General features: G+C 59.6%; 25 protein-coding genes. 20 read left to right on the top strand and 5 right to left on the bottom strand.

Annotated elements, in window-relative coordinates:
• Positions 1-34: 34 nt before the first annotated feature.
• The 8 genes from aroC (at position 35) to HMPREF3120_RS06090 (ending at position 9,211) form a co-directional block, all read left to right on the top strand.
• Positions 35-1,261 (top strand): chorismate synthase, encoded by a 1,227-nt coding sequence (aroC, locus tag HMPREF3120_RS06055; RefSeq protein ID WP_070451361.1) that lies wholly within the window; start codon positions 35-37, stop codon positions 1,259-1,261.
• Complete coding sequence (locus HMPREF3120_RS06060; protein ID WP_083284804.1) at positions 1,254-1,838, top strand: shikimate kinase; 585 nt, start codon at positions 1,254-1,256, stop codon at positions 1,836-1,838. Before aroC ends, HMPREF3120_RS06060 begins: the two co-directional genes overlap by 8 nt.
• Positions 1,839-1,879: 41 nt before the next feature.
• Entirely contained in the window at positions 1,880-2,932 is a 1,053-nt protein-coding gene (aroB, locus tag HMPREF3120_RS06065) for a 3-dehydroquinate synthase (protein ID WP_070451365.1), read from the top strand.
• A gap of 3 nt (positions 2,933-2,935) precedes the next feature.
• Positions 2,936-3,370: a type II 3-dehydroquinate dehydratase gene (aroQ, locus tag HMPREF3120_RS06070; protein ID WP_070423092.1), complete on the top strand. Its 435-nt coding sequence runs from the start codon at positions 2,936-2,938 to the stop codon at positions 3,368-3,370.
• Positions 3,370-4,461, top strand: a complete 1,092-nt coding sequence (locus HMPREF3120_RS06075; protein ID WP_070451367.1) for an aminopeptidase P family protein — start codon at positions 3,370-3,372, stop codon at positions 4,459-4,461. The genes aroQ and HMPREF3120_RS06075 overlap by 1 nt, the downstream gene beginning before the upstream one ends.
• Positions 4,462-4,512: 51 nt before the next feature.
• Positions 4,513-5,076, top strand: a complete 564-nt coding sequence (gene efp, locus HMPREF3120_RS06080; protein WP_070451369.1) for an elongation factor P — start codon at positions 4,513-4,515, stop codon at positions 5,074-5,076.
• A complete protein-coding gene (nusB, locus tag HMPREF3120_RS06085; protein WP_070451371.1) occupies positions 5,076-5,633 on the top strand; it encodes a transcription antitermination factor NusB in 558 nt (185 codons plus the stop codon). Before efp ends, nusB begins: the two co-directional genes overlap by 1 nt.
• A gap of 188 nt (positions 5,634-5,821) precedes the next feature.
• Positions 5,822-9,211 (top strand): choice-of-anchor M domain-containing protein, encoded by a 3,390-nt coding sequence (locus HMPREF3120_RS06090; RefSeq protein ID WP_070451373.1) that lies wholly within the window; start codon positions 5,822-5,824, stop codon positions 9,209-9,211.
• A 34-nt stretch (positions 9,212-9,245) separates the two neighbouring features.
• Here HMPREF3120_RS06090 and HMPREF3120_RS06095 read toward each other — a convergent pair whose 3' ends face one another.
• Together HMPREF3120_RS06095 and HMPREF3120_RS06100 are read right to left on the bottom strand one after the other, a co-directional pair.
• Positions 9,246-9,713, bottom strand: a complete 468-nt coding sequence (locus HMPREF3120_RS06095; protein WP_070451375.1) for a YbjN domain-containing protein — start codon at positions 9,711-9,713, stop codon at positions 9,246-9,248.
• Positions 9,710-10,192 carry a YbjN domain-containing protein gene (locus HMPREF3120_RS06100; RefSeq protein ID WP_224212667.1) on the bottom strand — a complete coding sequence of 161 codons (483 nt, stop codon included), beginning with the start codon at positions 10,190-10,192 and terminating at the stop codon, positions 9,710-9,712. The genes HMPREF3120_RS06095 and HMPREF3120_RS06100 overlap by 4 nt, the downstream gene beginning before the upstream one ends.
• A 157-nt stretch (positions 10,193-10,349) precedes the next feature.
• Between HMPREF3120_RS06100 and pyrR the strand changes: the two genes are divergently transcribed.
• The 11 genes from pyrR to metK all read left to right on the top strand — a co-directional run bounded on the left by pyrR (position 10,350) and on the right by metK (position 21,876).
• Positions 10,350-10,910: a bifunctional pyr operon transcriptional regulator/uracil phosphoribosyltransferase PyrR gene (gene pyrR / locus HMPREF3120_RS06105; protein ID WP_070423098.1), complete on the top strand. Its 561-nt coding sequence runs from the start codon at positions 10,350-10,352 to the stop codon at positions 10,908-10,910.
• Positions 10,911-11,849 carry an aspartate carbamoyltransferase catalytic subunit gene (locus HMPREF3120_RS06110; protein ID WP_070451378.1) on the top strand — a complete coding sequence of 313 codons (939 nt, stop codon included), beginning with the start codon at positions 10,911-10,913 and terminating at the stop codon, positions 11,847-11,849. It abuts the gene before it with no gap.
• Positions 11,846-13,129, top strand: coding sequence for a dihydroorotase (locus HMPREF3120_RS06115; protein ID WP_070451380.1), 1,284 nt, complete (start codon positions 11,846-11,848; stop codon positions 13,127-13,129). Before HMPREF3120_RS06110 ends, HMPREF3120_RS06115 begins: the two co-directional genes overlap by 4 nt.
• A 4-nt stretch (positions 13,130-13,133) precedes the next feature.
• Positions 13,134-13,595, top strand: coding sequence for a carbamoyl-phosphate synthase domain-containing protein (locus HMPREF3120_RS06120; RefSeq protein WP_070451382.1), 462 nt, complete (start codon positions 13,134-13,136; stop codon positions 13,593-13,595).
• A gap of 22 nt (positions 13,596-13,617) precedes the next feature.
• The gene (carB, locus tag HMPREF3120_RS06125) at positions 13,618-16,992 is read left to right on the top strand and encodes a carbamoyl-phosphate synthase large subunit (protein ID WP_246815432.1); all 3,375 of its coding nucleotides are present in this window, start codon (positions 13,618-13,620) and stop codon (positions 16,990-16,992) included.
• Positions 16,992-17,810 (top strand): orotidine-5'-phosphate decarboxylase, encoded by an 819-nt coding sequence (gene pyrF, locus HMPREF3120_RS06130; RefSeq protein WP_070451385.1) that lies wholly within the window; start codon positions 16,992-16,994, stop codon positions 17,808-17,810. The genes carB and pyrF overlap by 1 nt, the downstream gene beginning before the upstream one ends.
• Before the next feature lie 231 nt (positions 17,811-18,041).
• Entirely contained in the window at positions 18,042-18,365 is a 324-nt protein-coding gene (gene mihF / locus HMPREF3120_RS06135) for an integration host factor, actinobacterial type (RefSeq protein ID WP_070423240.1), read from the top strand.
• A gap of 2 nt (positions 18,366-18,367) precedes the next feature.
• A complete protein-coding gene (gene gmk / locus HMPREF3120_RS06140) occupies positions 18,368-18,955 on the top strand; it encodes a guanylate kinase (RefSeq protein WP_070423104.1) in 588 nt (195 codons plus the stop codon).
• Between the two features lie 13 nt (positions 18,956-18,968).
• Complete coding sequence (rpoZ, locus tag HMPREF3120_RS06145) at positions 18,969-19,283, top strand: DNA-directed RNA polymerase subunit omega (RefSeq protein WP_371325710.1); 315 nt, start codon at positions 18,969-18,971, stop codon at positions 19,281-19,283.
• 73 nt (positions 19,284-19,356) lie between these two features.
• Complete coding sequence (gene coaBC, locus HMPREF3120_RS06150; protein WP_141739385.1) at positions 19,357-20,586, top strand: bifunctional phosphopantothenoylcysteine decarboxylase/phosphopantothenate--cysteine ligase CoaBC; 1,230 nt, start codon at positions 19,357-19,359, stop codon at positions 20,584-20,586.
• A 72-nt stretch (positions 20,587-20,658) separates the two neighbouring features.
• The gene (gene metK, locus HMPREF3120_RS06155; protein WP_070423106.1) at positions 20,659-21,876 is read left to right on the top strand and encodes a methionine adenosyltransferase; all 1,218 of its coding nucleotides are present in this window, start codon (positions 20,659-20,661) and stop codon (positions 21,874-21,876) included.
• Here metK and HMPREF3120_RS06160 read toward each other — a convergent pair.
• From HMPREF3120_RS06160 to HMPREF3120_RS06170, 3 genes are read right to left on the bottom strand one after another with little or no spacing between them, the layout of a single operon-like run.
• On the bottom strand, positions 21,873-22,721 hold the full coding sequence (locus HMPREF3120_RS06160) for a hypothetical protein (RefSeq protein ID WP_070451389.1): 849 nt from the start codon (positions 22,719-22,721) through the stop codon (positions 21,873-21,875). The genes metK and HMPREF3120_RS06160 overlap by 4 nt on opposite strands.
• Before the next feature lie 3 nt (positions 22,722-22,724).
• Complete coding sequence (locus tag HMPREF3120_RS06165) at positions 22,725-23,120, bottom strand: hypothetical protein (protein ID WP_070451390.1); 396 nt, start codon at positions 23,118-23,120, stop codon at positions 22,725-22,727.
• An 18-nt stretch (positions 23,121-23,138) separates the two neighbouring features.
• The gene (locus tag HMPREF3120_RS06170; RefSeq protein ID WP_070451392.1) at positions 23,139-24,068 is read right to left on the bottom strand and encodes a polysaccharide deacetylase family protein; all 930 of its coding nucleotides are present in this window, start codon (positions 24,066-24,068) and stop codon (positions 23,139-23,141) included.
• Positions 24,069-24,255: 187 nt separating this feature from the next.
• Here HMPREF3120_RS06170 and HMPREF3120_RS06175 point away from each other — a divergent pair, with 187 nt between their 5' ends.
• A complete protein-coding gene (locus HMPREF3120_RS06175; RefSeq protein ID WP_070423110.1) occupies positions 24,256-26,265 on the top strand; it encodes a primosomal protein N' in 2,010 nt (669 codons plus the stop codon).
• Positions 26,266-26,284 lie beyond the last annotated feature (19 nt).

A 26,284-nucleotide genomic window follows, 5' to 3' on the forward strand; every position in this document is an offset into this window, starting at 1 on the left:
CATCTATCGCAGCTGCTTGTGCGAGAATGTCGCCATGTTTCGTTGGACTACAGCCGGTGAATCGCACGGCCAGGCCCTCGTAGCCCTCGTTGAGGGCATGCCTTCTGGGGTGCCGGTATTGAAAGAAGAAATTGCTCATCAGCTCGCTCGTCGCCGTCTCGGTTATGGCCGTGGCGCGCGAATGAAGTTTGAGGCAGATGAGCTCACTTTGCTGACGGGCGTCGTGCACGGCTCATCTATCGGTAGCCCGGTGGCTATCCAGATTGGCAACACCGAGTGGCCGAAGTGGACCACGATCATGTCTGCTGAGCCGGTTGATGCCTCTGACCCTGAGGTGGCAAAAGAGTTGAGCTCTGGTCGCGGTGCGTCGTTGACCCGTCCGCGTCCGGGGCACGCCGATTTCGCCGGCATGATCAAATACGGTTTCGGTTCTGCACGTCCTGTGCTTGAGCGTTCCTCTGCACGAGAGACTGCTGCCCGCGTAGCAGCCGGTACGGTTGCCCGTAGCTACCTGCGTGAGGTTCTCGGGGTTGAGGTGTTTTCCCATGTGGTGTCGATTGGGGAGTCGGTGCCGTACGTAGGAGAATCGCCAAGCTTCGCCGATATTGAGGCAATTGATGCTTCCCCTGTTCGTGCGTTTAACAAGGACGCCGAGGCGGACATGGTCGCGTTTATTGAGGCTGCGAAGAAATCGGGCGACACGCTCGGCGGGATCGTTGAGGTCATTGTGGATGGGCTGCCGATCGGCCTTGGCTCCCACATTTCTGGCGAACGACGCTTGGATGCGCAGTTGGCAGGCGCGCTGATGGGTATCCAGTCGGTGAAAGGCGTCGAAATCGGCGACGGTTTCGAGGAGGCGCGTCGCCGTGGATCGCAGGCACACGACGAAATCGAGCGCACCGAAGATGGTGTGCGGAGGCTGACCAACCGTGCAGGCGGTATCGAAGGTGGCATGACGAATGGGGAGCAGTTGCGCGTTCGCGCTGCGATGAAGCCCATCTCGACTGTCCCTCGTGCCTTGAAGACGGTTGATATGAGCACCGGCGACGCTGCCACGGGGATTCACCAACGCTCCGATGTCTGTGCCGTGCCCGCTGGTGGTGTCGTTGCAGAGGCAATGGTTGCGCTTGTTCTGGCACAGGCTGTCTCTGAGAAATTCGGGGGAGACACGATTGAGGAGGTGAAGCGCAACGTAGAGTCGTACAAGGAGTACGTCGCACAACGTCTTGCGTTTGATCAAGTTAGGGATGCCGATGACTGAGCTCACTGATTTGCAGGCAGTAGAGGCATGCAACGAGGAGTCAACAAATACAAGTCCGGCGACGGTTCATACGGCTCCTCGCGTGGTGCTCGTCGGTATGCCGGGGTCAGGTAAGTCAACGATTGGTCGTCGAATAGCTAGCGCGCTGAACCTGCCGATCATGGATTCGGATCTGCTCATCGAACAGGCTGAAGGCAAAGCGTGTGGCGAGGTGTACGCCGAGTTGGGTGAGGATGCCTTCCGTGAGCTCGAAGTCGGGTTTGTGGCACGTGCTCTGGCCACCGGTGGGGTAGTCAGCCTCGGGGGCGGTGCGATCGTGACCGAGGAAGTGCGACAGCTGCTGCAGCGCCACACTGTTGTTTGGATCGATGTCAGCGCGGAAGAGGGTATTCGCCGCACAGCACAGGATTCCACTCGACCAGTGCTTGACAGTGATGATCGCGAGCAGCGTTACCGCGACCTCATGGATCAACGTGAACCGCTGTACCGCGAAGTGGCCACGTTCCGCGTCCGCACGGACGCGCGGCCACCGCAGCGTGTTGTCGCAGAGATTTTGGGTTTCATCGACGGCGAGTAGTTTCCGTCAGGCTTCAGTTCTGTCAAGCGAAGGAGCAAACAATGGCAGTGGTATCCGTCACGGGCCCAAGTCCGTACGACATTCATATTGGCAGCAATAACCTTGACGCCGTAGCAGGTCACCTTGCGGATTCCGGCGCACGCCGTGTGCTGGTGGTCCACCAGGAACCGTTGCGTGCCGTTGCTGAGGACCTTGAGCACATGCTTGAGCAAGCGGGCCTGGCGCCGGTCTTGGCATGTGTTCCCGATGCGGAGGCTGGAAAGGATCTTCCGGTGCTTTCCCACTTGTGGGACGTGTTGGGGGAGCACGGGTTCTCGCGCCAGGACGCCGTTGTCGGTTTGGGTGGCGGCGCTGTGACAGATCTTGCCGGTTTCGCCGCGGCCACGTGGATGCGCGGCATCAAGGTTGTGCATGTGCCGACGACATTGCTCGCCATGGTTGATGCGGCAGTCGGCGGCAAGACTGGCATCAACACGACCGCAGGTAAAAATCTCGTCGGTGCGTTCCACGAGCCGAATGCGGTGTTTATTGATCTCGCTCGTATTGCAACGCTGCCTGAGCAAGAGGTTGTTTCAGGTTCTGCTGAGTTGGTAAAGACGGGCTTTATTGCGGACCCGCGGATTTTGGAGCTCTATCAGGAGGGCCCAGAGCATCACTGGGCGGAGCTTGTCGAGCGCTCTGTCAGCGTAAAAGCCAAGGTCGTGGGGGAGGACCTCAAGGAAGCTGGGCTGCGCGAGATTCTTAACTATGGCCACACTCTGGGCCATGCGATCGAACGTCGCGAGCATTACATGTGGCGCCACGGCAATGCCGTCGGGGTGGGCATGATGTTTGTGGCACACCTTGCTCATGCGCGCGGGCTTATCGACGATGACCTGGTCGCCCTCCACGAGACCGTCATCAGTGGTGCGGGACTTCCCACGCGCTACGAGGCCGGTGCGTTTGAAGAGTTGCATGAGGCGATGCTTCTGGACAAGAAGAACCGCGACGGCAAGATCCGATTTGTAGTCCTGGACGGCCTTGGGTCCTGCACTCGCCTGGAGGACGCAACTGTGGAAGAGATGCGCGCGGCGTACGCAAAGATTTCGGAGTAGAACATGAAAATCTTGGTACTCAATGGTCCGAACCTCAATCGACTCGGCAAACGCCAACCGGAGGTGTATGGGACGGTCACGCTGGCGGACGTCGAAAAGCAATTGCACGATCACGCAGCGGATCTTGGGGTTGAAGTGGAGTGCCGCCAGTCCAACTACGAGGGCCAACTGATTGATTGGGTGCATGAAGCGGCCGATAACACTTGGCCGGTGATCATTAACCCGGGTGGTTTTACCCATACCTCGGTCGCGCTTCGTGATGCGCTGGTAGAACTAAATGATCACCAAGGTTTTATTGAGGTGCATATTTCGAACGTGCACGCGCGCGAGTCGTTCAGGCACCATTCGTACCTCTCGCCAATCGCCGTAGGCGTGATCGCGGGGTTGGGTACGGAAGGCTACCGGCTCGCGTTGGACTACTTCGCAAGGAGGAAATGATGGCATTGGCCGATACTCGTTTTGAAACTCGTCGGAGGAAACTCTCGTCGCAACTTGCGGCACAGCGTATCGACGACATGCTGGTCACCCATTTGACCCACGTGCGTTACCTGTCTGGTTTCTCCGGCTCGAACGGCGCGCTTCTGGTGTCGAAAGACCGTACTGCGAAGATCGCGACCGACGGTCGTTACACCACCCAGATTGCTGAAGAAGTCCCGGATATCAAGGCGACGATCGCTCGCGCGACAGCAACCGAGTTGTTGTCGCAGGTCACCGAAGGCCACCGGGTGGGCTATGAGGCAGATTTCGTTTCCGTTGCGGAGCTCAAGCGCCTCGAGGATGCATGCCCGGAGGGCGTAACCCTTGTGCCGGTTTCTGGCGTGATTGAAGGGATCCGCTTGTTTAAGGACAACCTTGAACTCACCCGTCTGACTGAGGCTGCCGAGCTGGCCACACAGGCGTTGGAGGAACTCGTCGCCGCAGGAGAATTGCGAGCAGGCCGTTCTGAGCGTGACATTGCCGCTGACCTTGAGTACCGCATGCGTCGACTTGGTGCAGAACGCCCAAGTTTTGACACGATTGTCGCCTCCGGCCCGAACGCCTCGAAGCCACACCATCAGGCCGGCGACCGTCTTATCGCCGAAGGCGATTTGGTGACCATTGATTACGGTATGCACCGCCTCGGGTTCAACTCCGATATGACCCGTACGTTTGCTATCGGGGAAATCGGTCAGTTGGAGCGCGAGATTTACGAAGTGACGCTTGCATCCCAGCTTGCTGGCGTGAAGGCAGCCACGGCGGGAACGGCACTTGTGGATGTAGACAAGGCCTGCCGCGACGTTATTGAAGAGGCAGGCTTCGGCGAGTACTTCGTTCACTCCACTGGCCACGGTGTCGGCCTGGACGTGCATGAAGCCCCGTCTGCCGCACAGACCGGCAAGGGAGACCTAAAGGAAGGTATGACCCTGACCATTGAGCCGGGGATCTACATTCCGGGCAAGACCGGTGTGCGTATCGAGGACACGTTGATCATCACATCAGGGAAGCCACGGATTATCACCAAGTACCCGAAGGAATTGACGGTGCTGTAGCATTGCTGTGTTTGTACACGTTCCGAAACAATTACGAGGAAGGTACCACCCATGGCAACTACCGCCGATTTTAAGAACGGTCTTGTGCTGAAGGTCGATGGCAAACTGCAGCAGATCGTTGAGTTCCAGCATGTCAAGCCCGGTAAGGGACCGGCATTCGTGCGCACCAAGCTTAAGGATGTCGTCTCCGGAAAGACCGTTGAGAAGACGTGGAACGCAGGTGTGAAGGTGGAGACCGCGACGGTTGATCGTCGCGATATGACCTACCTGTACAACGACGGCACGAGCTACGTTGTCATGGACGACAAGACCTTCGAGCAGTTCGAGCTGCCGGCCGACAAGTTCGGCGATGCAGCACGCTTCCTGCTGGAGAACATGCATGTTCAGGTTTCTTTCCACGAGGGTGAAGCACTTTTCGCTGAGCTTCCGATCTCTGTGGACCTCAAGATCGAGCACACCGAGCCGGGTCTGCAGGGCGACCGTTCCACCGGTGGTACCAAGCCGGCAACGCTGGAGACTGGTGCTGAGATCCAGGTTCCGCTGTTCCTGGAAACCGGCAACGTGGTCAAGGTTGACACGCGTACTGGCGAGTACCTCTCTCGCGTGAACAACTAATGCTCGACTACAAACGTCATGGCGCCCGTTACCGGGCGCGCCGTCGTGCGGTAGACATGCTGTTCGAGGCGGAGACACGGGATATCGATCCGGTTGCCATCGTTGAGGACCGCACTGAGCTTTCGCGGAATCCGTTGAACGCAGTTGCGCCGGTTGCTGATTACACCCGCGAGATTGTCGCAGGCGCTGCTGAAAAGCTCGACGATTTGGATGACGCGATCGAGCGCTCACTCAGCGAGGACTGGGAGCTGTTTCGCTTGCCAGCCGTCGACCGTCAGATCCTGCGTGTGGCCGCCTGGGAGATTTTGTTTAACGACGAAGTCGATGCGCCAATCTCGATCAAGGAAGCTGTCGAGATGGCTTCTGAGTACTCGGGCGCCAAGGCTGCGCCTTACATCAACGCTGTGTTGGATCGGATTGCATCGTCCGTTGATCCGAATTCGCCGTTCTTCGTGTCGCCTGATAGCGAAGAAGACGCCGAAGATACCGACCAGTCCGCAGACCAGGACGGTGGCGTAGGCGTGGCGGAAACGTCGGAGGATGACGCCTCCGAGTAATCCAACTCGCTCAAACCCAGATAGGCCGTTGCCAGCAGGTTTTCCTCATTAGGGAATGAACCTGCTGGCAACGGTTTTGTTTTTCTTCGGTTCTTCCTCGGCTGTGCCCAGACACCTGTAAGGTTACTAACGACAATCATTTTCAGTAACCTTAAGGAGCGGCCATGCCCCGCCGTACTACTTCCGCTATGGGCGATCTAAAAGACGTGCATCCTCGGAAGAGCTTTGTGGCGCTGTTATCCGCGGTAGCGCTCACGGTGCTGTGTGCACCGTTGTCGTGGAGTGAAGCCTCACAGCCGGTTGTGCGAACCCAAACACACGTCGACTCACCCCACGCTGTGTGGGAGGATGGAACGTTTCGCCTCATGTCCAATAGTGCGGGCTACCTGCCCATTGAGGACACCGTGAACTGGGTGAGTAGGGGACGCGTGGACGGCGGCCTAGGTGCCTACGCCTGGCGTGTTCCCGACGATCCCCGATTCGATTTCCTCGACCCGTACGACGAGCAACTGATGTACTTCGGTGGGCCCGCGCACGGTTTCCCTAAGAACACCATGCCGATTTGGGCAGGTTTCGGAGCGGCCGCTGACTTGCCGACAGAGGATTTCCGTGCGGCTTCCTTCAATATGGAGATCGTCGATTTCCACGGTCCCGGAAAGATGGAGTTGTTTAACTACAGCGACGAGGTCTATCCGCTTAACCGGCTCTGGTCGTCCCACGATCCAGGTTTCCGTGCAACGTGGGTCAACGCCGGTACCCACACTCACAACTCGACGACCTTCACTCGACCGGGGCGCTATGAGGTGACGTATCGGGCGACAGCCCGTCTCAAAGACGGTTCCTTTATCCATTCGGAACCCCAGACACTCGTGTGGCAGGTCGGCGGTACGAACCCGGCTGACCGCACAATCAACGATTTGCCCCGAGCCTATAGTCAGGCAAACACGTCGGGGACAGGTTCCCCAACGTTCCAGATGCGCCCTGCACAAGGAGAGACCAAGGGCGCACAGGAGGGGATCCTGACCAATTTGGCGTTTGATACCGGTAACCCGAAAGATGCTGGGCATGTCGTGTTCCTTATCAACGGTTTCTACCTTGCGGAACGGGAAGTAGTCGGCGGCAAGGCCTCGTGGGATGAGATGATCGGCGAAGAGTTTTCCGACTTCCAGGCGGTCTACATTCCTGTATCTGGATCGCCGTCGCCACGTTGGATTTCTGCGCCGTTGACGTTTAGGACTGGGGCGGTGGCGTCGTCGACAAGCGAGCGCGCTGAGGAGCTTCCAACCCCGCAGATGGATGACATCGCGCCTTTTGAAACCGAGCCGTTCAACATCACCAGTCCAGATGTCGTGGTGTCTACTGGAGAGGTCTACGGCGAGGACGACCGCAACATCGACATCACGGTGCGCCCAGCTGATGATCGCACCACGCTTCGTGTCTCCGGTGGTTTCTACCGCATCGACGGTGACCCGTTGACTGAATTGCCAGAACACGCTATCGCCGATTGCGAAATTGAATTCACCTCAGCTCCTGGCGGCCGAACCAGCAAACAACTCGTTGACGGTTGCCGCCGTCCTGGGCATCAATTGATCCTCAAGATTGTGCCCGAAGCGCGATCGAACGCCACTGACGCAGCTTTGTTTAACCACCTGCAGGAGGCTGATTACTCGCCGATTCCCGAGACCACAGTGACGTTGGGTGAAGCACCTGCAACGCCACCTGCAGCACCGACTGCAACCTCTGAAGCGCCGTCGCCGCAGCCGTCTTCACCGGCGCCTTCACCGGCGCCTTCGGCGGAACCCTCACCATCGTCGACGCCCACTCCAGCGCAGGAGAAAGTGCTCAACCTGCACTCCGGGCACGTCGATATTGCACCGCTCTACGAGTCAGGCACACTTCACCTGCGCGTGAAAGACGAGACGAATCTTTACGACAAGGGTGCGGTGTGGCGCTCGCCATCCAGCGTTGCTTTCACCGTGCCGAAACAGGTCGGGACAGTGCTGGATGACGATATCGAAGGCTTCGCAAAAGCAGGGGAGGTCGCATATATTCTCCCAGAAACACAGCGCCGTGGAGTTGTCTGGCCTGGCTTAAGCACAGAGCATGCTTTCGGTGAGACAGGGAAGAACTACACCTTCACGCTGACACCTGTATCTGCACCACGGGGCGGTAACTGGATCGCGTTTCGCGGTGATCAGACAGATCCGAGCATGCGTCTTGCAGGCAACGACGCAACCCGTGCGTACACCACCGACGGTCCAGAACACATGCATGTTTCCTGGGCCTTTAATAAGCCAGGCAGCTATGAAATCGGAGTGTCCGTCGCCGAGGTTGGAGGATCCACATCAAAGCAGGAAATTCTGCGGTTCGTGGTAGCAGCCGACGGGGAGTTTGTTCCGCCGACGGTGCCCGACACGACCGGGCCCGACACGACGGTCGCGACAACGGCACCGGCACCAACGCCGGCACAGACAACGGCACCAACGGCAGCACCGACTACGTCTGCCCAGGCGACGACCCTGCCGTCCTCAGAACCTCCAGCTGAGACTACGCCGGTCGAGATCACCACAGGCCATGTTGATTTTGGCCCAAAGGTTATCGACGGCAAGACTGGCTTCTTCGTCCACGAAGGAAGTACCCATCACATTCCCGAATCGGTTGCACTGCGTGTGTTCGATGCTCGAAAGATCACAGTCGATCAACGCACTGCACGGGTTGCAACGAATGTCGGATTCCTCCAGGAAGGTGACACGGTGTATCACCTTCCGCTCGGGCAGCTTCACGACGCCGTCTGGCCCGGGTGGGACACGATGAAAGTAGCGGAGACTTACCCAGATGGTGTCAACATTGAAGTGCGCCCGAAAACTGCGCCAACAGGTGGACGTTGGTGGGCGGGGCACCTGCCAACTATCGGCGTGCCGCCTGCGACGTTGGCCGATGATTCCCAAACGCACACCATCACGGGAGTCACACCGGGCAATTTCCACGTGCACGCAGACTGGATCTTTACGCAGCCCGGCGTCTATGACATTGAGATGCGTACCGTTTCGCTTAGCGGCGAACCTGTGACGGAATGGTCAACGGTGACGTATCTCGTTGGCGATGACACGCAGATTTCCAGCAGGAACGACGTGCCTCAGGCGTCGCCATCGGCCAGCGGCTCGACATCGGCCAGTGGCTTGCCAACGCCTACCAGCCCAACGAGCACCAGCCCAACGAGCACTGTGCGAGAGAGTCAACAGGCAACCGCTCGGCCAACTGCGTCTGCGACGGTGACTGCGTCCGCGTCACGGACTGCGGCATCATCAACGGGCTCGAAACAGAAAACCCCTACGAGCCTCACGACCCCCACGACGCAGCGGTCGCGTGCAAGCTCGGCGGTTGCGCAAGGCGCAGCCGTCGGCAGCACACAGAAGGTGGCGCGGGGGACCGGAGAAGGTACCGCGCAAAGCCCTCGTGTCTCTGATGAACAACGAGGAGGTTCGCTGGCCTCGACGGGAGCTGAAGTCCGCAATGCTCTCGGCTTGGCAATCGCGTGCCTCATCGTTGGAGGCGTTTTGATGAGCAGGCGTAAATAGGGGAGAAGGGCGACCTAAGCGGTGAGAAAACCGCTTAGCTCTCCTCGGTATCGTTCTGCGCTGCGCTTGCTTCCTCAGCGGTGCGCTTGATCTCGCCCACCAGCACCTGCATGGCATCTTGGGTTTCCAACACACCAGCAACAGCGGCCTTGAGCGAGGACGCGAGTTGCTCGTCGCTTAGCCCTGCGCCGATCGCGATTTCCGATTCGGTGCGCACAACGATCGTCTCGGTGCGGTTGACCACGAGCGCACGCGCGTCGAGGTACGAGCTGTTGACCTGGTTTGCGGCCAGGTACAAGGTGGCATCGGGCGTGTCGGACGGGGTGTCGGTAACCGAGTCCGCACGCAGGATCAACACTGAGTCCAACAGGACAAACAGCAGGTTGAATCCCTTGTAATGGGCGTGGCCTGCGCGGCCAGACGGGTCGTCGGAAACTTCGATGCCCTGCTTCGCCATCGTTTCGATGACGCGGTCGATGGTTACTTGAGTTGCGGTGCTCACTGCTGCGGTTCCTCCCAGTTCACGACGGTCGGGAAAGTGGTTTTGAGGTAGTCGAATGCCTGAAGCGTGGCGTCGATAGACGTCACAATGAAAGAGCCGAGCTGGTTGAATGAGGCTCCATCGGCGATGTTCATCGAGCGAATGGCGCTCACAGCCAGGTTGTCCTCACCGCGTTCGAAGAAACGCAGGGTCGGTGCAAAATGCGTCTGGTTGTGCTCGTTGCAGGCAAACAGCACCTGCGATGCGCTATCGCGGGGAAACTCGCCACGCCACAGGGCCTCGAAGATGAGGTGATCGCCGTCGAGGGCAATGACGATTGCTGCGTTGATAAAACCAGAGCGCACGGCTTGATCTTCGACGCGGTATTCAAGGTTTTCTTCCTCAAAAATCGCGGCGATTGCTTCGGTAGTCACCGGTTCCGGAACGTTGCGTTCTGGGTGCTCGTTGGGCTGGATGGCTTCAGTCTCTTCTGTAGTCACACTTGCGAGAATACCCATCTGGGTGAAACTCCTCGCGATGGCGCGGTGCTGGTGCTAATGTGAAGCGCAGTCTCCGAGACTTCACACGGCCCCGATAGGCGGGACCGCGTCGATATTTCCTTTAAATGCCGCACAGAGAGGCGGGGAAGGAGGTTCGATGAGTGGAAACGAACGGTCGACGGTTGAGCTGCTGAACGCTCAGGACGTCGGTCGCACTGTTGCACGCATCGCGCACCAGATCATCGAGAAGACAACGCTGGACGACAGCGACGGACCGCAGGTCATTCTGCTGGGGATCCCGTCCGGTGGTGTTCCGTTAGCGCAGCGTATTGCGGAAGCGGTTGAAGAATTTTCAGGCGTGAGCGTGCCAGTAGGCAGTCTCGACGTCACTTTGTACCGCGACGATCTCCGCGACAAGCCACATCGGGCACTGCGCCCAACCCACATTCCGGTCGACATCGACGGGGCAATTGTCGTGCTTGTCGACGATGTCTTGTACTCCGGCCGAACCATTCGCGCCGCCCTTGATTCGCTGCGCGACATCGGTAGGCCAGCCGCGATCCAGCTCGCAGTGCTGGTCGATCGTGGCCACCGGGAACTGCCAATCCGCGCGGATTACGTAGGCAAGAACATCCCCACATCGAAGGACGAAGATGTCACTGTCGCGATCGCCCAGCTCGACGGTGAAGATCGCGTGACCCTGGAACGGGAGGCGTAAATGAGGCACCTCATCGATATTGCAGATCTCAGCCGCGAAGAGATCATCGAGCTGATGGATGAAGCGGACCGCTTCCGGGAAGCTCTGGATGGTCGTGAGATCAAGAAGCTTCCGACCCTGCGTGGTCGCACTGTGATGACGTTGTTCTACGAGAACTCGACGCGTACCCGCTCGTCGTTTGAGACAGCGGGCAAGTGGATGAGCGCCGATGTGATCAATCTGTCTGCGTCTTCATCTTCGGTGAAGAAGGGTGAATCGCTCAAAGACACCGCTGCAACCTTGGAGGCAATCGGTGCAGACGCGATCATCATGCGCCACCTTGCTTCGGGTGCGGCACAGCTTCTGGCCAAGTGGTTGCCGAATACAAGCATCGTGAACGCAGGTGACGGCCAGCACCAGCACCCGACACAGGCTTTGCTGGATGCGGTGACCATGCGCCAGCACATTGGCGATGTCGCTGGAAAGCGCGTCCTGATCGTCGGCGATATTTTGCACTCCCGTGTTGCTCGCTCGAACGTGGACCTGCTGCACATCTTGGGCGCAGAGGTTGTGTTGGTTGCGCCGCCGACGCTGCTGCCTACCGGTGTGGAGTTCTGGCCGGCACGTGTCTCGTATGACTTCGATGCCGAGATTGAGCACGCAGATGTCGTGATGATGCTGCGCGTGCAGGCCGAGCGCATGAACGGCGGGTTCTTCCCGTCGCACCGCGAGTACGCCACCTTGTACGGCTTGAGCGTTGATCGAGCCGACCGCATGAAGGATTCGGCGTTGATCATGCACCCGGGTCCGATGCTGCGTGGCATGGAAATTAACTACGACGTGGCTGATCGCGACAATGCTGTCGTCCTTGGCCAGGTCTCTAACGGCGTGTACACCCGCATGGCCGTGTTGTTCACACTGCTCGCCGGCACTGGCGGCGAAGAAGGAGCGATCAAGTGACCAAGCTTGCACTCAACAACGTTCGTCCATATGGCGAGGACGTGACCAGCATTCTCATTGACGTGGAAGACGGTGTCATCGACTCCATTGGGGACAACCCGTTTGACGATGCTGATGAAACCATCGACTGTGGTGGCAACGTGTTGCTTCCTGGTCTCGTCGATATGCACGTGCACCTGCGTGAGCCGGGCCGCGAGGACACCGAAACCATCGCTACCGGCTCGGATGCTGCCGCCAAGGGAGGCTTCACCGCTGTATTCACCATGGCGAATACCAACCCGGTGATCGACCAGCCGTTCCTCGCCGAGGCGGTCTGGGAGAAGGGCCAGACGTACGGTAAATGCGATGTCTACCCGGTGGGCTCGATTACCAAGGGACTCGAGGGCAAGACGCTCACCGAGATCGGTCTGATGGCCCGCAGCGGTGTGCGCATGTTTTCCGACGATGGCAAGTGCGTCAACGACCCGCAGCTCATGCGCCGCGCTATCGAATACGCCAAGGCACACGACGTGATTCTTGCCCAGCATGCGGAAGACCACCGCATGACCGAGGGCGCTGTAGCCCACGAAGGCGAGCAGGCAGCGCGCCTGGGGCTTCGAGGTTGGCCGCGTGTCGCGGAGGAATCCATCGTCGCACGCGACGCGATCATGACTCGTGACTACGGTGGTCGTTACCACCTCTGCCACGCGTCGACCGAAGGCACGGTCGAGCTGCTTCGGTTCGCCAAAGCGCAGGGCATCAACGTTACGGCAGAGGTCACCCCGCACCACCTGCTGCTTACCGACGAAATGCTGTCCACCTACGACGGCCTGTTCCGCGTCAACCCGCCGCTGCGCGAAAAGCGCGACGCTGAAGCGCTCAAGCAAGCGCTTCTCGACGGCACCGTGGACGTCATCGCCACCGACCACGCTCCTCACGGATCTGAAGACAAGTGCGTGGAGTTCGAGCACGCCAAGCCAGGCATGCTCGGCCTAGAAACGTCCATGGCGATCGTGCACCGAGTCTTCGTCGAATCGGGTCTTGCTGACTGGCGCTTCGTGGCCAAGGTCATGAGCGAGCGCCCTGCCGAAATTCTGCGGCTTGAGGACCAGGGCCGTCCGATCGCGGTTGGCGAGCCAGCAAACCTCACCTTGATTGATCCACAGGACACCTGGACCGCAAAGGGCAAGGATATGGCGTCGAAGGCGTCGAACACTCCCTACGAAGGCATCGAATTTAACGCACGCGTAGTTGGCACCTGGCTGCGCGGCACCCAAACCTACTCTGCAAAGAAGGCCTAAACCCATGACACAAACACAGCAGCAGCGCACCCGCGCACAACTCGTCCTCGACACAGGCGAGAAATTCACCGGCTTCGTCTTCGGCGCAGCACCGGAAGGTGACATTGAAGGCGATCTCAAGAGCATCATCGATATGTTCGGTTACGAGCGCGAAATGTGCTCTGCCGATAACGACGGCAAGATCCTGGTGTTCGCTACACCGCACATCGGCAATGTTGGCTGGACAGGTGAAGGAGCAGGGGAGGGACGTACGGCAATCACGGCAAAAGCCGTGGTGATCCGCGATCTCGCTCGCATCGCATCGAACCAGGAAGCAAAGCACAGCCTGGAAGAAGAAATGAAGGCGCAGGGCATTACCGGCATCTGGGGTGTAGACACCCGCAGGCTGGTCCGCCACGTCTCTCAGGCGCAGCACGAGGGTAAGTCGGTGCGCGTGCAGGTAATCGTCGAAAAGCAAGAAGCTTAAAAGAAAGACCAGGAGAAACATTATGAAGCGAGAAGATCTCAACCACGTCCTGGTCATCGGCTCCGGGCCGATCGTCATCGGACAGGCGTGCGAGTTTGACTATTCCGGCACCCAGGCGTGCCGCGTGCTCAAAGAAGAAGGCCTGCGCGTCACCCTGGTGAACTCGAACCCGGCAACGATCATGACCGACCCTGAGTTCGCCGACCACACGTACGTAGAGCCGATCCAGCCGGAGTACATCGACCGCATCCTCGCCCGCGAGGCTGAGCAAGGCCACCCGGTTGATGCGATTCTGCCGACGCTCGGTGGTCAGACTGCACTCAACACGGCCATCAAGCTGGACCGGCTTGGCATTCTGGAAAAGCACGGCGTTGAACTCATCGGCGCAGACATCGACGCGATTGAGCGCGGCGAAGACCGCCAAAAGTTCAAGGACATTGTTGAAAAGATCGGCGGCGAGTCCGCCCGTTCCCGTGTCTGCTACACCATGGAAGAAGTGGAAGAAACCGTCGCGGAGCTCGGCTTCCCAGTCGTCGTGCGCCCGTCGTTCACCATGGGTGGTCTCGGTTCCGGCCTTGCCTACGACATGGACGACTTGCACCGCATCGCCGGCGACGGCTTGACCGCATCGCCAGAAGCGAACGTGCTCATTGAAGAATCCATCCTCGGTTGGAAAGAAATCGAGCTCGAGCTCATTCGTGACTCGGATGACAACTGCATTACGGTTGCGACGATTGAGAACGTGGATGCCATGGGTGTCCACACGGGCGACTCTGTCACGGTGGCGCCGGTGTTGACGATGACCGAGCCCGAGGTCACCAAGATGATCGAACAAGGCAAGGCCATCATCCGTGAAGTCGGTGTCAGGACCGGTGGCTGCAATATCCAGTTCGCCATCAACCCCAAAGACGGCCGCATGATCACGATCGAGATGAACCCGCGCGTGTCGCGTTCGTCTGCACTTGCGTCGAAGGCGACCGGCTACCCGATTGCAAAGGTGGCAACCCGACTAGCTATTGGCTACACGCTCGACGAGATTGCCAACGACATGACCGGTGGCGCGACCACTGCGCTTGAGGAGCCGTCCCTCGACTACGTCATCGTCAAGATGCCACGCTTTACCTTTGAGAAGTTCCCGGGCTCGGACGAGACTCTGGGCACCTCCATGAAGGCGGTTGGCGAGGCCATGGGTATTGGCCGCAACTACATCCAGGGCCTGAACAAGGTCATGCGCTCGATGGAAGACAAGCCAAACGGCTTCTGGACTCGTTCCGACGAGTACGTCGCAGGAGAGCGTGCAAATGACGTCGCAGCGGTGCTCGAAGACCTTAAGGTGCCGACCGACAAGCGTCTCTACGATGTCGAGCTTGCGCTTCGCCTCGGCGCGAGCGTTGATGAGGTCTACGCAGCCTCCGGTATCGATCCGTGGTTCCTCGAGGAAGTCGCTGGGCTGGTCGAGTTCCGCCAGGTGCTTATCGACGCCCCTGTGCTTGACGCAGGTCTCCTGTGTGAGGCAAAGGCTCAAGGCTTGTCCGACGCCCAGATTGCTACGCTGCGCCCAGAACTCGCGGGCGAAGACGGCGTGCGTCAACTGCGATGGACGCTGGGTATCCACCCGACCTTCAAGACCGTGGACACCTGCTCGGGCCAGTACGAGGCGAAGGTTCCGTACCTGTACTCGGCGTACGAACTCGACCCGGCTGCCGAGTCTGAGGTTGACCAGTTCACCGGTGCAAAGGAAAACAGCAAGGGCAAGGTCGTCATCCTGGGCTCTGGTCCGAACCGCATTGGTCAGGGCATCGAGTTCGACTACTCCTGTGTCCACGCCGCCCTGGAACTGTCCCGCGTTGGCTACGAGACCGTGATGGTCAACTGCAACCCGGAGACCGTTTCTACCGACTACGACACCGCGGACCGTCTCTACTTCGAACCGTTGACGTTCGAAGACGTGATGGAGATCTACCGTGCGGAAGCCGCTACCGGTGAGGTCGCTGGCGTTATTGTGCAGCTCGGCGGTCAGACCCCGCTGGGCCTCGCGCAGCGTCTCGCGGATGCGGGCGTGCCGGTCGTCGGTACGAGCCCCGAGGCAATCGATCTGGCGGAGGACCGCGGCGAGTTTGGCAAGGTGCTCGAAGCAGCCAAGCTTCCAGCTCCCGCATTTGGCACCGCAACCTCCTTCGAAGAGGCTCGCGAAGTGGCCAACAAGGTTGGTTACCCCGTCCTCGTGCGCCCGTCTTACGTGCTCGGAGGCCGTGGCATGGAGATCGTTTATGACGAAGACTCCCTGCGCAACTACATCGAGCGCGCAACCGAGCTCAGCCCGGACCACCCAGTGCTTGTGGACCGCTTCCTTGACAACGCCATCGAAATTGACGTCGATGTGTTGTCTGACGGCAACGAGGTCTACCTCGGTGGTCTGATGGAACACATCGAGGAAGCCGGCATTCACTCTGGCGACTCCGCCTGTGCGCTTCCGCCGATGACGCTCGGCCCCGACGACATTGAAAAGGTCCGTCGCTCCGCTGAGGCACTCGCTCACGGTATCGGGGTGAAGGGTCTGATGAACGTCCAGTTCGCATTGAAGGACGACATCCTCTACGTCATCGAGGCAAACCCGCGCGCATCGCGTACGGTGCCGTTCGTCTCCAAGGCGACCGGCGTCCACCTTGCGAAGGCTGCAGCACGCGTCATGCTCGGCGCGACGATCGCTGAACTTCGCGACGAGGGCCTTATCCCGTCCGACTACGATGGCGGATCCTTGCCGCTGAACCACCCGATCGCTGTGAAGGAAGCGGTACTGCCGTTTAGCCGCTTCCGCCGCCCAGACGGGTCGATTCTGGACACCATCCTCGGCCCGGAAATGAAGTCCACCGGTGAGGTCATGGGGCTTGCCCCGTCGTTCGGTGTGGCATTTGCTAAGACCCAGGCCGCTGCTTACGGCGAACTGCCAACGGAGGGCACGGTCTTTGTCTCCCTGGCTAACCACGACAAGCGCACCCTGATCTTCCCGATCCAGCGTTTGTCCACCATGGGGTTCAAGGTGATCGCGACGGCAGGTACAGCGCAAATGCTGCGCCGCAACGGCATCGAATGCGAAGTAGCACTCAAGGGCTCCGAGGTCCGCGAAGGTGCGAAGGGCCGTTCCATCGTGGAGCGGATCTTGGACGGCGAGATTGATCTCATCCTGAACACTCCGGCGGGCTCGACAACCGCGCGCCACGATGGCTACGACATCCGTGCCGCAGCCGTGATCGCGGATGTACCGATCATGACCGATGTGCAGGGTGTTACCGCCACAGTCCAAGGCATCGAAGCAGTGCGCAGCAACTCTATTGATGTGACCAGCCTCCAGGAGCTCGAGCACAGCGTCTCCAAGAACGCAGAGGGTGGCCAGTAGTGGTACAGCCCCATGCCTCCTTCGGGGAGCGTCTCGTTGCCGCTGGTAATGAATATGGCCGACTGTGTGTAGGCATCGACCCGCACGCGGCGCTGCTAGACAAGTGGGGTCTTCCGGACACCATTGATGGTCTGCAACGGTTTTCCTCGGCGTGTGTCGAGGCCTTTGCAGGATCAGTTGCGTTGGTCAAGCCACAGGTTGCCTTCTACGAGCGGTTCGGCTCTGCGGGTTTCGCGGTACTCGAGGAGACCCTCGCCGCACTCCGTGAGAGCGGGACGCTCGTCGTCGCGGACGCCAAGCGCGGCGATATCGGCTCCACGATGGCCGGATACGCCGCCGCGTGGCTGCAGCCAGGCTCACCGTTGGAAGCGGACGCGCTCACGCTGACACCGTATCTGGGTGTCGGGTCGCTGGAGCCTGCCATCTCACTTGCTGCAGCGCACGGTAAGGGCGTGTTCGTGATGTCTGCGAACTCCAACCCTGAAGCTGAAGCGTTTCAGACGAGTGAAGTCGATGGACGCATGGTGTCGCAGTGGATGGTCGATGAATGCGCCACGTACAACCAGGGCGCTGCAGTAGGCCACGTTGGTGTCGTTGTCGGTGCAACTGTGGCGAAGCCGCCGGTGCTCGACGCGCTCAATGCTCCAGTGCTTATGCCTGGGGTCGGAGCGCAGGGAGCGACGATGGAAGACGCGGCGCAGATTGCAGGTGCAAACGCACACCTGGTGTTCCCGAATGTTTCCCGTTCCGTCTTGTCTGCTGGACCGGACGTTACTGAACTGCGGAAACGTGTCGCTGAACTGGTAAAACAGCCATAACTAGCGGGTCCATTTCATCGGCTGAGAAAAACCCTGGTAGTTTAGGTGCGTCGCAACGGTGACATGGAGAAATGCAGCAAGAATGCGCTCCATTTTCCCGGTGCCAACCAGATGCAGTGTTAGACTGTGTCGGATGCGGTGCGCCTTCTGAAACGCAGAGTGTGGAGGAGGCCCCGCGCCGGCACGAGTCGGCCTGAACATATTGAATGAACTACCTACATGGAGGAACCCGTGGCACTTCCACAGTTGACCGATGAACAGCGCAAGGCAGCCCTCGAGAAGGCGGCTGAGGCTCGCAAGAAGCGCGCTGAGCTGAAGGCCTCCCTGAAGCGCGGCGAGACCACGCTCAAGGACGTGCTGGAGAAGGCTGACACCGACGAGATCATCGGCAAGACCAAGGTTTCCGCTTTGCTCGAGGCCATGCCGAAGGTTGGCAAGGTCAAGGCTCGCGAGATCATGGAGGAGCTGGAGATCGCTCAGACCCGTCGCCTGCGTGGCCTGGGTGAGCGTCAGCGTCGTGCTCTGCTCGAGCGCTTCGGCTTCGAAGAGAACTAAACATGGCTGAGGTGGCGCCCCGCGGGCAGCTGGTCGTTTTGGCCGGACCGTCTGCCGTAGGTAAGTCAACGGTGGTTAGCCGCCTGCGCGGCGAGGTGCCGGACCTCTACTTTTCTGTCTCGATGACAACTCGGGCTCCACGCCCGGGCGAAGTCGACGGCAGGGATTACTACTTCGTCTCCTCGAATGATTTTCAACAGCGCATCGATGCTGGTGAGATGCTGGAATGGGCTGACATTCACGGAGGCCTTCAGCGCTCGGGCACGCCTGCGGGTCCGGTCCGTGAAGCTCTTGCAGACGGGCGCCCGGTACTCGTAGAGGTGGACCTCGCAGGTGCTCGCAACATCAAGCAGCTCATGCCTGAAGCGCGTACAGTGTTCCTTGCACCCCCGTCGTGGGAAGTCCTCGTTGAACGTCTCACGGGTCGTGGGACCGAGACGGAAGCTGTGATTGAGCGCAGGCTCACCACCGCGCGCGAGGAGCTCGATGCGCAAGGGGAGTTCGACACCGTTGTTGTGAATGACGATGTCGACGATGCCGTTGCACACATTGCGCGCATCCTTCTAGGCGCAACATCCGACAACAATTAGCGAGTGGGTTTTAGTGACTGAATCAACCAATGACCTGTCGCAGGACACCGCTGTTGAGGAGACTCAGCAGGAACGTGTCTACGACACCCCGGACGGCATTACCGCGCCCCCGATCGATGAACTGCTGACGAAGGTCTCGTCGAAGTACGCTCTGGTGATCTTTGCAGCCAAGCGTGCACGTCAGATCAACAGCTTCTACCAGAACTCCGAAGATGGTGTTTTCGAGTTCATCGGCCCGCTGGTAACGCCAGAGCCTGGTGAGAAGCCGCTGTCGATCGCGCTGCGTGAGATCGAGGCAGGCCTCCTCGAGCACGAGGAAGGCCAGTAAGCGCTTCTGCTAATGACGCCGTTGTGCGAGCCATTGGGGCTCGCACAACGGCGTTTTTGTATGCTTGGCCCACATGAGCGAAGCCACGTCTGCCCCCAAGAACGTTGTGATCGGTGTCTCCGGCGGAATTGCTGCGTATAAGGCATGCCACTTGGTCCGCGACTTTAAAGAGCATGGCGATAATGTGCGCGTTATCCCTACGGAAAGCGCGTTGTCGTTTGTGGGTGCGGCAACATTTGAGGCGCTGAGCGGAAACCCTGTTGATACTGGGGTATTCAAACGTGTCGACGAAGTCCAGCACGTCCGTCTCGGTCAAGAGGCCGATCTCATCGTTGTCGCACCTGCAACCGCTGATCTCATGGCCCGTGTCGCAGCAGGCCGAGCAGATGACCTGTTGGCTGCAACCATTCTTGTGGCCACATGCCCCGTCGTGCTTGCGCCTGCAATGCACACCGAAATGTGGCATAACCTAGCGACGCAACACAATGTAGAGGTGCTTCGTTCGCGTGGGATTACGGTTCTTGAGCCGGCGCATGGGCGCCTGACGGGAAAGGACACGGGTCCGGGTCGTTTGCCGGACCCTGAGCCGATTGCGCAGCTAGCTCGTACGGTGTTGGCAACCGGTCCAATGAAGCAGACGCTCGCAGGAACCCGCGTACTTATTAGCGCGGGAGGAACGCAAGAAAATATTGATCCTGTGCGTTTCATTGGTAACCGATCCTCTGGCAAGCAGGGGTTTGCGCTCGGGGACATCGCAGCGCAGCGGGGAGCACAGGTCACGATCGTGGCTGGAGCAACCGCGGAACTATCTGTGCCCTCAGGGGCGGAGGTGGTGCGTGTGCAATCCACACGTGAGATGAAAGACGCGATGGATGAGCGTGCCGCAGACGCAGACATCATCGTGATGGCGGCCGCCGTGGCCGATTACCGTCCAGAATCGGAAGCTACGACGAAACTGAAGAAGGGCAAGAGCGATGACGCGCTCTCCGTTGTTCGCTTGACCGAGAACCCGGACATCCTTAAAGGTCTCGTCGAAAAGCGAGATGCTGGCGAGACTCATGCCACGATCGTCGGGTTTGCAGCTGAGACGGACAACGAACTTGAGAATGGTCGCGCGAAACTCAAGCGTAAGGGCGCGGATTTGCTCATGCTGAACTCGGTTGCTGGTGGCAATGTGTTTGGCCAGTCAACTAACCGCGGTTGGTTGTTGAGTGCGTCTGGCAAAGAACTGGAAATTGAGGACGGAACGAAACACGAGGTAGCTGCTCGGATCTGGAATGCGATTGAAAAGCTTCGCGCTTAGCTTTGCGTACTTAGACCGCTTGGTCTAGTGTGTTGGAGAATCAGCCTCAAGGCCACGTAAAGGAAAGATCCGTTGTCACTCGACACTTACTACCGACTGTTCACCAGTGAGTCCGTCACTGAAGGGCACCCAGACAAAATCTGCGATGCGATCTCGGACGCGATTTTGGACGACATGCTCGCGCAGGACCCACAGTCCCGCGTTGCAGTGGAAACCCTCGTTACCACTGGACAGGTTCACGTTGTTGGAGAGGTGCGCACGTCTGCGTACTCCAATATTGCGAAGATCGTGCGCGACAAATTGGTGGAAATCGGGTTCACCTCTTCCGAGGTTGGTTTCGACGGCAACAGCTGTGGCGTCAACATCGCAATCGGTGATCAGTCGCAGGAGATTGCGGATGGCGTGACCACCTCCCAGGAGGTGCGCGAACAGGCCTCCACTGAAGAGACTGACCAGTCTGGTGCGGGTGACCAGGGGCTAATGTTTGGGTACGCCTCCAACGAGACCCCTGAGTACATGCCGTTGCCGATTGCGACTGCGCACCGCCTTTCACGCCGATTGTCCCAAGTGCGCCACGAGGGCATCGTCGACGGCCTTCGCCCAGACGGCAAGACTCAGGTCACGTTTGCGTACGACGGTGATACCCCGGCGTTTATCGACACGATCGTGATCTCCACGCAGCACGACCCACACTTCACTGGTGAGGCACTTGAGAAGGCGCTGCGAGAGCACGTTATCGCTTGGGTCATGGAAGATGCCGGTCTGGAGAAGTTCTACCGCGAGGACACCAAGGTCCTGATCAATCCGTCTGGCTCGTTTATCTCCGGTGGTCCGATGGCGGACGCAGGCCTGACCGGACGCAAGATCATTGTGGATACCTACGGCGGTATGGCACGCCATGGCGGTGGCGCGTTCTCTGGCAAGGATCCCTCAAAGGTGGACCGCTCCGGCGCGTATGCGACACGTTGGGTGGCGAAGAACATTGTCGCTGCGGGCCTCGCAGACCGTGTTGAGGTTCAGGTTGCGTACGCAATTGGTCGTGCAACCCCGGTTGGCCTGTACGTGGAGACGTTCGGTACCGCCGCTGAGGGGCAGACCAACGAGTCGATCCAGCAGGCAGTGGAGAAGGTCTTCGATCTGCGACCGGATGCGATCATCCGTGATTTGGATTTGAAGCGCCCGATCTACAGCCAAACCGCTGCCTACGGCCACTTTGGTCGCACAGACATCGATGTGCCTTGGGAGCACACCGATAAGGTGGACGACTTGCGCGCAGCCGCAGGCGTTTAAGTTTCCTTCGAAGCCGCTTGGGGTTTGTCCCAGGCGGCTTTTTGCTGTTCAGACTTCTTGTGGTTGCGCAAGGCCACGATTCCGACAACCACGCCAATGAGGATTGGCAGCCAGATCTTGGAGTATTCGAGCGCAACAAGAACCCACTCGGGCAAGTCCGGGAGGTCGAATTCAGGCCAGTTGATCTGGGGGAGCGGAAGATCCATCTGGGGAAGGTGCGGGACCGGAAGATCCATGTGCGGCAAGGTGATGTCGGGAAGTTCCCAGTCCGGAAGGTATCGCAGAAGCCGGTCGATGATTCGGCTTACGATCGGACCGAGGACAATCACCGCCAGCGCCCAGCCACCTTTGCCCAAGCCTTCGGCCATAGGGATGAGTGTGCGCTTGAGCGAACTCGATTCCATTGTCCGACGCCGTTTCGCACCGCGTGAGCCTTCTGGAGGGTCGAACTCGACGATGGTGTCGCCCTCCCGAAACTCGACACTGAGCAGTTCGTCGAAGCCACTTGCACGCAGTTTAAGGTGAGGCTTTTGGCGGTCAACGCCGATCCCCATTGGAGTCTCGAGTTTTGCCCCGCCGTTTCCAAAAAGGGGGAGTCGCCCGCTGTTCACGTCGTTGTAGCGGTGCTGCACGGTGCCGTCGACACACACTTCCATGCGCTCACTCGGATTCTTTGCCCAGAGTTCGATGCGTTCGCGCAGGGTGTGCTCGTCTGTGGCTAGCGTACCTTCCTTGTCAGTCTCATCTCCGGGCCACTCAGGGTCCTCTGCCGCGAAGTCGCGGTCGAATCCCACACGCAGTTCGATAAGCCCATACTTCGGGTGGTTGAGGCTCCAGGTTTCCATCGGCTACACCTGCGCACTGCTTGTCGACGACACCGGGGCCGGCTGCTTGCGCACCAAAGACATCAGCCATGCGCAAAGTGCCGACACGACAGCCACGCCGAGTGCATAGATGAAGGTGCCGTTATTGAAGTAAAGGATCTTCGCCACCCAGAAACCGCCAGCGGCGGATAGTGGCAATGTCCAAGAGGGACGGAAGCAGTAGCCGTCGACAAGCCCCGCGATAGCAGCGACAGCAAAGATGAAACCAACGAGGAGCCATGGCGTGCCAGCGACGGGAATGAGGAGTGCAGGTGCGATCACATACAGTGCAAAAACGGCATAGGGAAGTGCCTTGAGCCAACCTTCGCGGTCTGCAGTGTCTTCCGATTGCTCGTCTGTATGCTCGCCTGGATCAGTCATGGCGACGAAGTCTAACGGCTAATTCGCGTGGGTGTACACACGCCCCGGGACGGGGTCCTTAATCATCTCGTCGAGGCTTACCGGACGCAGCCCCTTGGCGCGCAGACCATCGATGATGCATTCCGCTGCGTTGATGGTCGGCTCGTGGATGTCGTGCATGAGCACAATCGATCCAGCTTGCGCCTGATTGACCGCTATGGAGCAGGTGCGTGCGGTGTCACGGTGGCTCCAATCCATCGTGTCAACGTCCCAAATTGCCAGCGATAGGCCACGGGCCTTGGAAGCATTGATTACACGGCCGTCGTAGGAACCATAGGGCGGGCGCACCCAGTGCACCTTCACTCCCGATTGCTTCTCAATGGCAGCACTCGTGTCGCTGAGCTGTGACCCGATCGTCGCGTCGGACTGGCGCGCCAGGTCCGGGTGTGAATACGAGTGGTTGCCAATCGTGTGGCCCTCGGCGCGGATGCGGCGCAGGATCTTCGGGTTTGCATTGACGTTGTTACCGACGACGAAAAACGTCGCATGCGCATTCTTGCGCTTGAAGATGTCGAGCAGGCGCTCCGTACCGGGAACCGGTCCGTCGTCGTACGTAATTGCTACGCAATTGCTGCAGTTGGCCGCGTTAGGAGACAACGTTGGCTCCGCTGCCGGGACCACGGTTACCGGCACAGTCTCTTCTTCCTGCGGTGCAGGGCGCAGGTGAGGTGGCACGCTATCTCGAACTTGTTGGGGGAGTTGGTTGTATGCCTTGCGCCAGTTGTCCTGTACGGCTTGCTGTGCGCCTTGCGACGAGCCGTGGATGTAGGCGGATACGTTGTCGATCGGCGAGCCGTTACCTGGACTAAGTATCGGGCCAAGGGAGGAGCCTGCAAAAAGCAGTTGTGTCTGCTTGCTTCCTAGCGAAAGATTTGTGACGTCAACCGCATGTGCTTGGGGAGCAGTCATGGCTCCTGCGGCAACTGCAGTGGATATACAGACGGATAAGACTGCGGGAAGCAGACGTTTCATGGCGGAAGCGGGTCCCTCATCGGCGCGATTGATTTGTGATGCATCTATTACTACCGCACTGTTTCGCACAGCTGAGCCTTAGGTCCGGAGTGTCGTGTCGTGGCGTGGTTTAGAATGCTGCACCATGTCCAACACGCGAGCTGCCAACCTGCCTGTGGCCCGCGTGCTGCCTATGTTGGGGCTCGCGCACCTTGATCGGGCCTTCGATTATCTTGTCGACGAGCAGGATGCCGAAGCCGCACAGCCAGGCGTCCGCGTGCGGGTTCGGTTTGCAGGCAGGCTCGTGGATGCGATCGTGCTGGAGCGGGTGTCGTCGACAAGCCATGAAGGCTCACTGCGCTTCATCGAACGCGTTATCTCACCCGAGGTCGTGGCCCCGGAGCACACGCGCATGCTTATCGACGCACTCGCGGACCGGTACGCAGGCATCCGATCCGACATTTATCGCTCTGCAATACCCGCACGACATGCGAAAGCGGAAGAAACGGATACCTCCACACCATGGGTGGAGCTCGGGGAGGTCGCCGAGCCGGACCTTTCCGCATGGACGACGTACACACACGGTGAGTCCTTCGTCGATGCCGTAGTAGAGGGAAAGCTGGCTCGTGCCGCGTGGCAGTTGGTGCCGGGCGAGGATTGGCCTGCCGCGCTTGCCGCACTCGCTGTCAAGGTGGCAAAGGACGGCGGTGGCGCGCTCATCGTGGTTCCGGACCAAGATGCTGTTGACCGTTGCGAGGAAGCGCTACGCGAGCTCGTTGCGGCAAAACAAGTGACGACTTTGACCGCCTCCCAGGGACCCCAAGCACGGTATTCCCGCTACCTGTCCGTTCTGCACGGCCAAGGGCGCATCGTGGTAGGGACCCGCTCCGCCGCGTTCGCGCCGGTGCAGAACTTGCGGTTGATGGTCGTGATGTTCGACGGCGATGACAACCTCGTGGATCCCCGCGCGCCCTACGTTCACGCCAGGGAGGTGCTCACGACGCGCTCGAGCCTTGAGCGCGCATGTTTGGTCATTGGCGGATTCTCACGCACAGCAGAGGCGCAACTGTTGGTGGAATCTGGCTGGATGCACGAACTGGTTGCACCCCGCCAAACGCTTCGTACACGTTCGCCTTACATTCACGCCGCGGGCGATTCTGACTTTGAGCTCGAACGGGATCCAAGGGCGAAACAAGCCCGTCTTCCTTCGTCAGCATTTGCGGCTGCGACGAAAGCCCTTGAGCGAGGCACTCCTGTGTTGTTCCAGGTTCCGCGCACCGGGTATATCCAATCACTCGCCTGTGGGCAGTGTCGTACACCGTCGCGTTGCCGTTGGTGCAACGGACCGCTGGGGTTGCCGTCCGGTGGTGAAGCAGCGGCACCGACATGCCGGTGGTGTGGCCGAATGGACCCTGCACATGTGTGTCCGGCATGCGGTTCCCGGCGTGTGCGGGCTGTCGTACTGGGCACCGAACGCACCGCAGAAGAGCTTGGCCGTGCGTTTGCGAAATATAGGGTCAAAACGTCCGGGGGCGATCGTATTTCGCGCACGATTGACGCGGGGCCTGCGATTGTCGTCGCCACGCCAGGTGCGGAGCCTCGAGTACCAGGCGGATACGGTGCTGCTGTGCTGCTTGACGCGTGGGCGCTCGTGCAACGCCCTGACTTAAGGGCAGTGGAGGACACGCTGTCGAAATGGATGGCTGCTGCCACGCTTGTCCAACCGCATGCCGATGGCGGAGAAGTCGTAGTGGTAGCGGAGCCGAGCATGCCGGTCGTGCAGCATCTCATTCGCTGGGACGCGCCGGGATTTGCAGCTGCAGAGCTGGCTTTGCGCCGCGAGGCGAGATTTCCGCCGGCGGTCCACGTTGCCGTGGTTGACGCGCCCCGAGACGCGCTGGAGCCGTTCTTTGAGCGCACCGACCTGCCGGACTACGCGGAGATCCTGGGGCCTGTGGATTTGCCCCCGGGTGTGCGTTTGCCCGGCGAGTGGGATCAGCGTGAGTACGGTCCGGCGCAGCGCATGCTGGTGCGCGCGCCGTTAACTGGGCGGTCTGCGCTGGGCAAGGCGCTGCGGGCAGGGGCAGTCGCGTGGACGACGTCGAAGCAGGAGCTGCCACTGCGTATCCAGGTCAATCCGGTGGATATCGGGTAAGCGAAATTTCGCTTGTCCA

The sequence above is a fragment of the Corynebacterium sp. HMSC11D10 genome (genome assembly GCF_001806995.1).
In the GTDB taxonomy this organism is placed as follows: Bacteria; Actinomycetota; Actinomycetes; order Mycobacteriales; family Mycobacteriaceae; genus Corynebacterium; species Corynebacterium coyleae.

Bases quoted from the DNA above. Each gene is read 5' to 3' on its own strand.
- aroC (WP_070451361.1), top strand. From the start codon at position 35: ATGTTTCGTTGGACTACAGCCGGTGAATCGCACGGCCAGGCCCTCGTA.
- HMPREF3120_RS06060 (WP_083284804.1), top strand. From the start codon at position 1,254: ATGACTGAGCTCACTGATTTGCAGGCAGTAGAGGCATGCAACGAGGAG.
- aroB (WP_070451365.1), top strand. From the start codon at position 1,880: ATGGCAGTGGTATCCGTCACGGGCCCAAGTCCGTACGACATTCATATT.
- aroQ (WP_070423092.1), top strand. From the start codon at position 2,936: ATGAAAATCTTGGTACTCAATGGTCCGAACCTCAATCGACTCGGCAAA.
- HMPREF3120_RS06075 (WP_070451367.1), top strand. From the start codon at position 3,370: ATGGCATTGGCCGATACTCGTTTTGAAACTCGTCGGAGGAAACTCTCG.
- efp (WP_070451369.1), top strand. From the start codon at position 4,513: ATGGCAACTACCGCCGATTTTAAGAACGGTCTTGTGCTGAAGGTCGAT.
- nusB (WP_070451371.1), top strand. From the start codon at position 5,076: ATGCTCGACTACAAACGTCATGGCGCCCGTTACCGGGCGCGCCGTCGT.
- HMPREF3120_RS06090 (WP_070451373.1), top strand. From the start codon at position 5,822: ATGGGCGATCTAAAAGACGTGCATCCTCGGAAGAGCTTTGTGGCGCTG.
- pyrR (WP_070423098.1), top strand. From the start codon at position 10,350: ATGAGTGGAAACGAACGGTCGACGGTTGAGCTGCTGAACGCTCAGGAC.
- HMPREF3120_RS06110 (WP_070451378.1), top strand. From the start codon at position 10,911: ATGAGGCACCTCATCGATATTGCAGATCTCAGCCGCGAAGAGATCATC.
- HMPREF3120_RS06120 (WP_070451382.1), top strand. From the start codon at position 13,134: ATGACACAAACACAGCAGCAGCGCACCCGCGCACAACTCGTCCTCGAC.
- carB (WP_246815432.1), top strand. From the start codon at position 13,618: ATGAAGCGAGAAGATCTCAACCACGTCCTGGTCATCGGCTCCGGGCCG.
- gmk (WP_070423104.1), top strand. From the start codon at position 18,368: ATGGCTGAGGTGGCGCCCCGCGGGCAGCTGGTCGTTTTGGCCGGACCG.
- coaBC (WP_141739385.1), top strand. From the start codon at position 19,357: ATGAGCGAAGCCACGTCTGCCCCCAAGAACGTTGTGATCGGTGTCTCC.
- HMPREF3120_RS06160 (WP_070451389.1), bottom strand. From the start codon at position 22,721: ATGGAAACCTGGAGCCTCAACCACCCGAAGTATGGGCTTATCGAACTG.
- HMPREF3120_RS06165 (WP_070451390.1), bottom strand. From the start codon at position 23,120: ATGACTGATCCAGGCGAGCATACAGACGAGCAATCGGAAGACACTGCA.
- HMPREF3120_RS06170 (WP_070451392.1), bottom strand. From the start codon at position 24,068: ATGACTGCTCCCCAAGCACATGCGGTTGACGTCACAAATCTTTCGCTA.
- HMPREF3120_RS06175 (WP_070423110.1), top strand. From the start codon at position 24,256: ATGTCCAACACGCGAGCTGCCAACCTGCCTGTGGCCCGCGTGCTGCCT.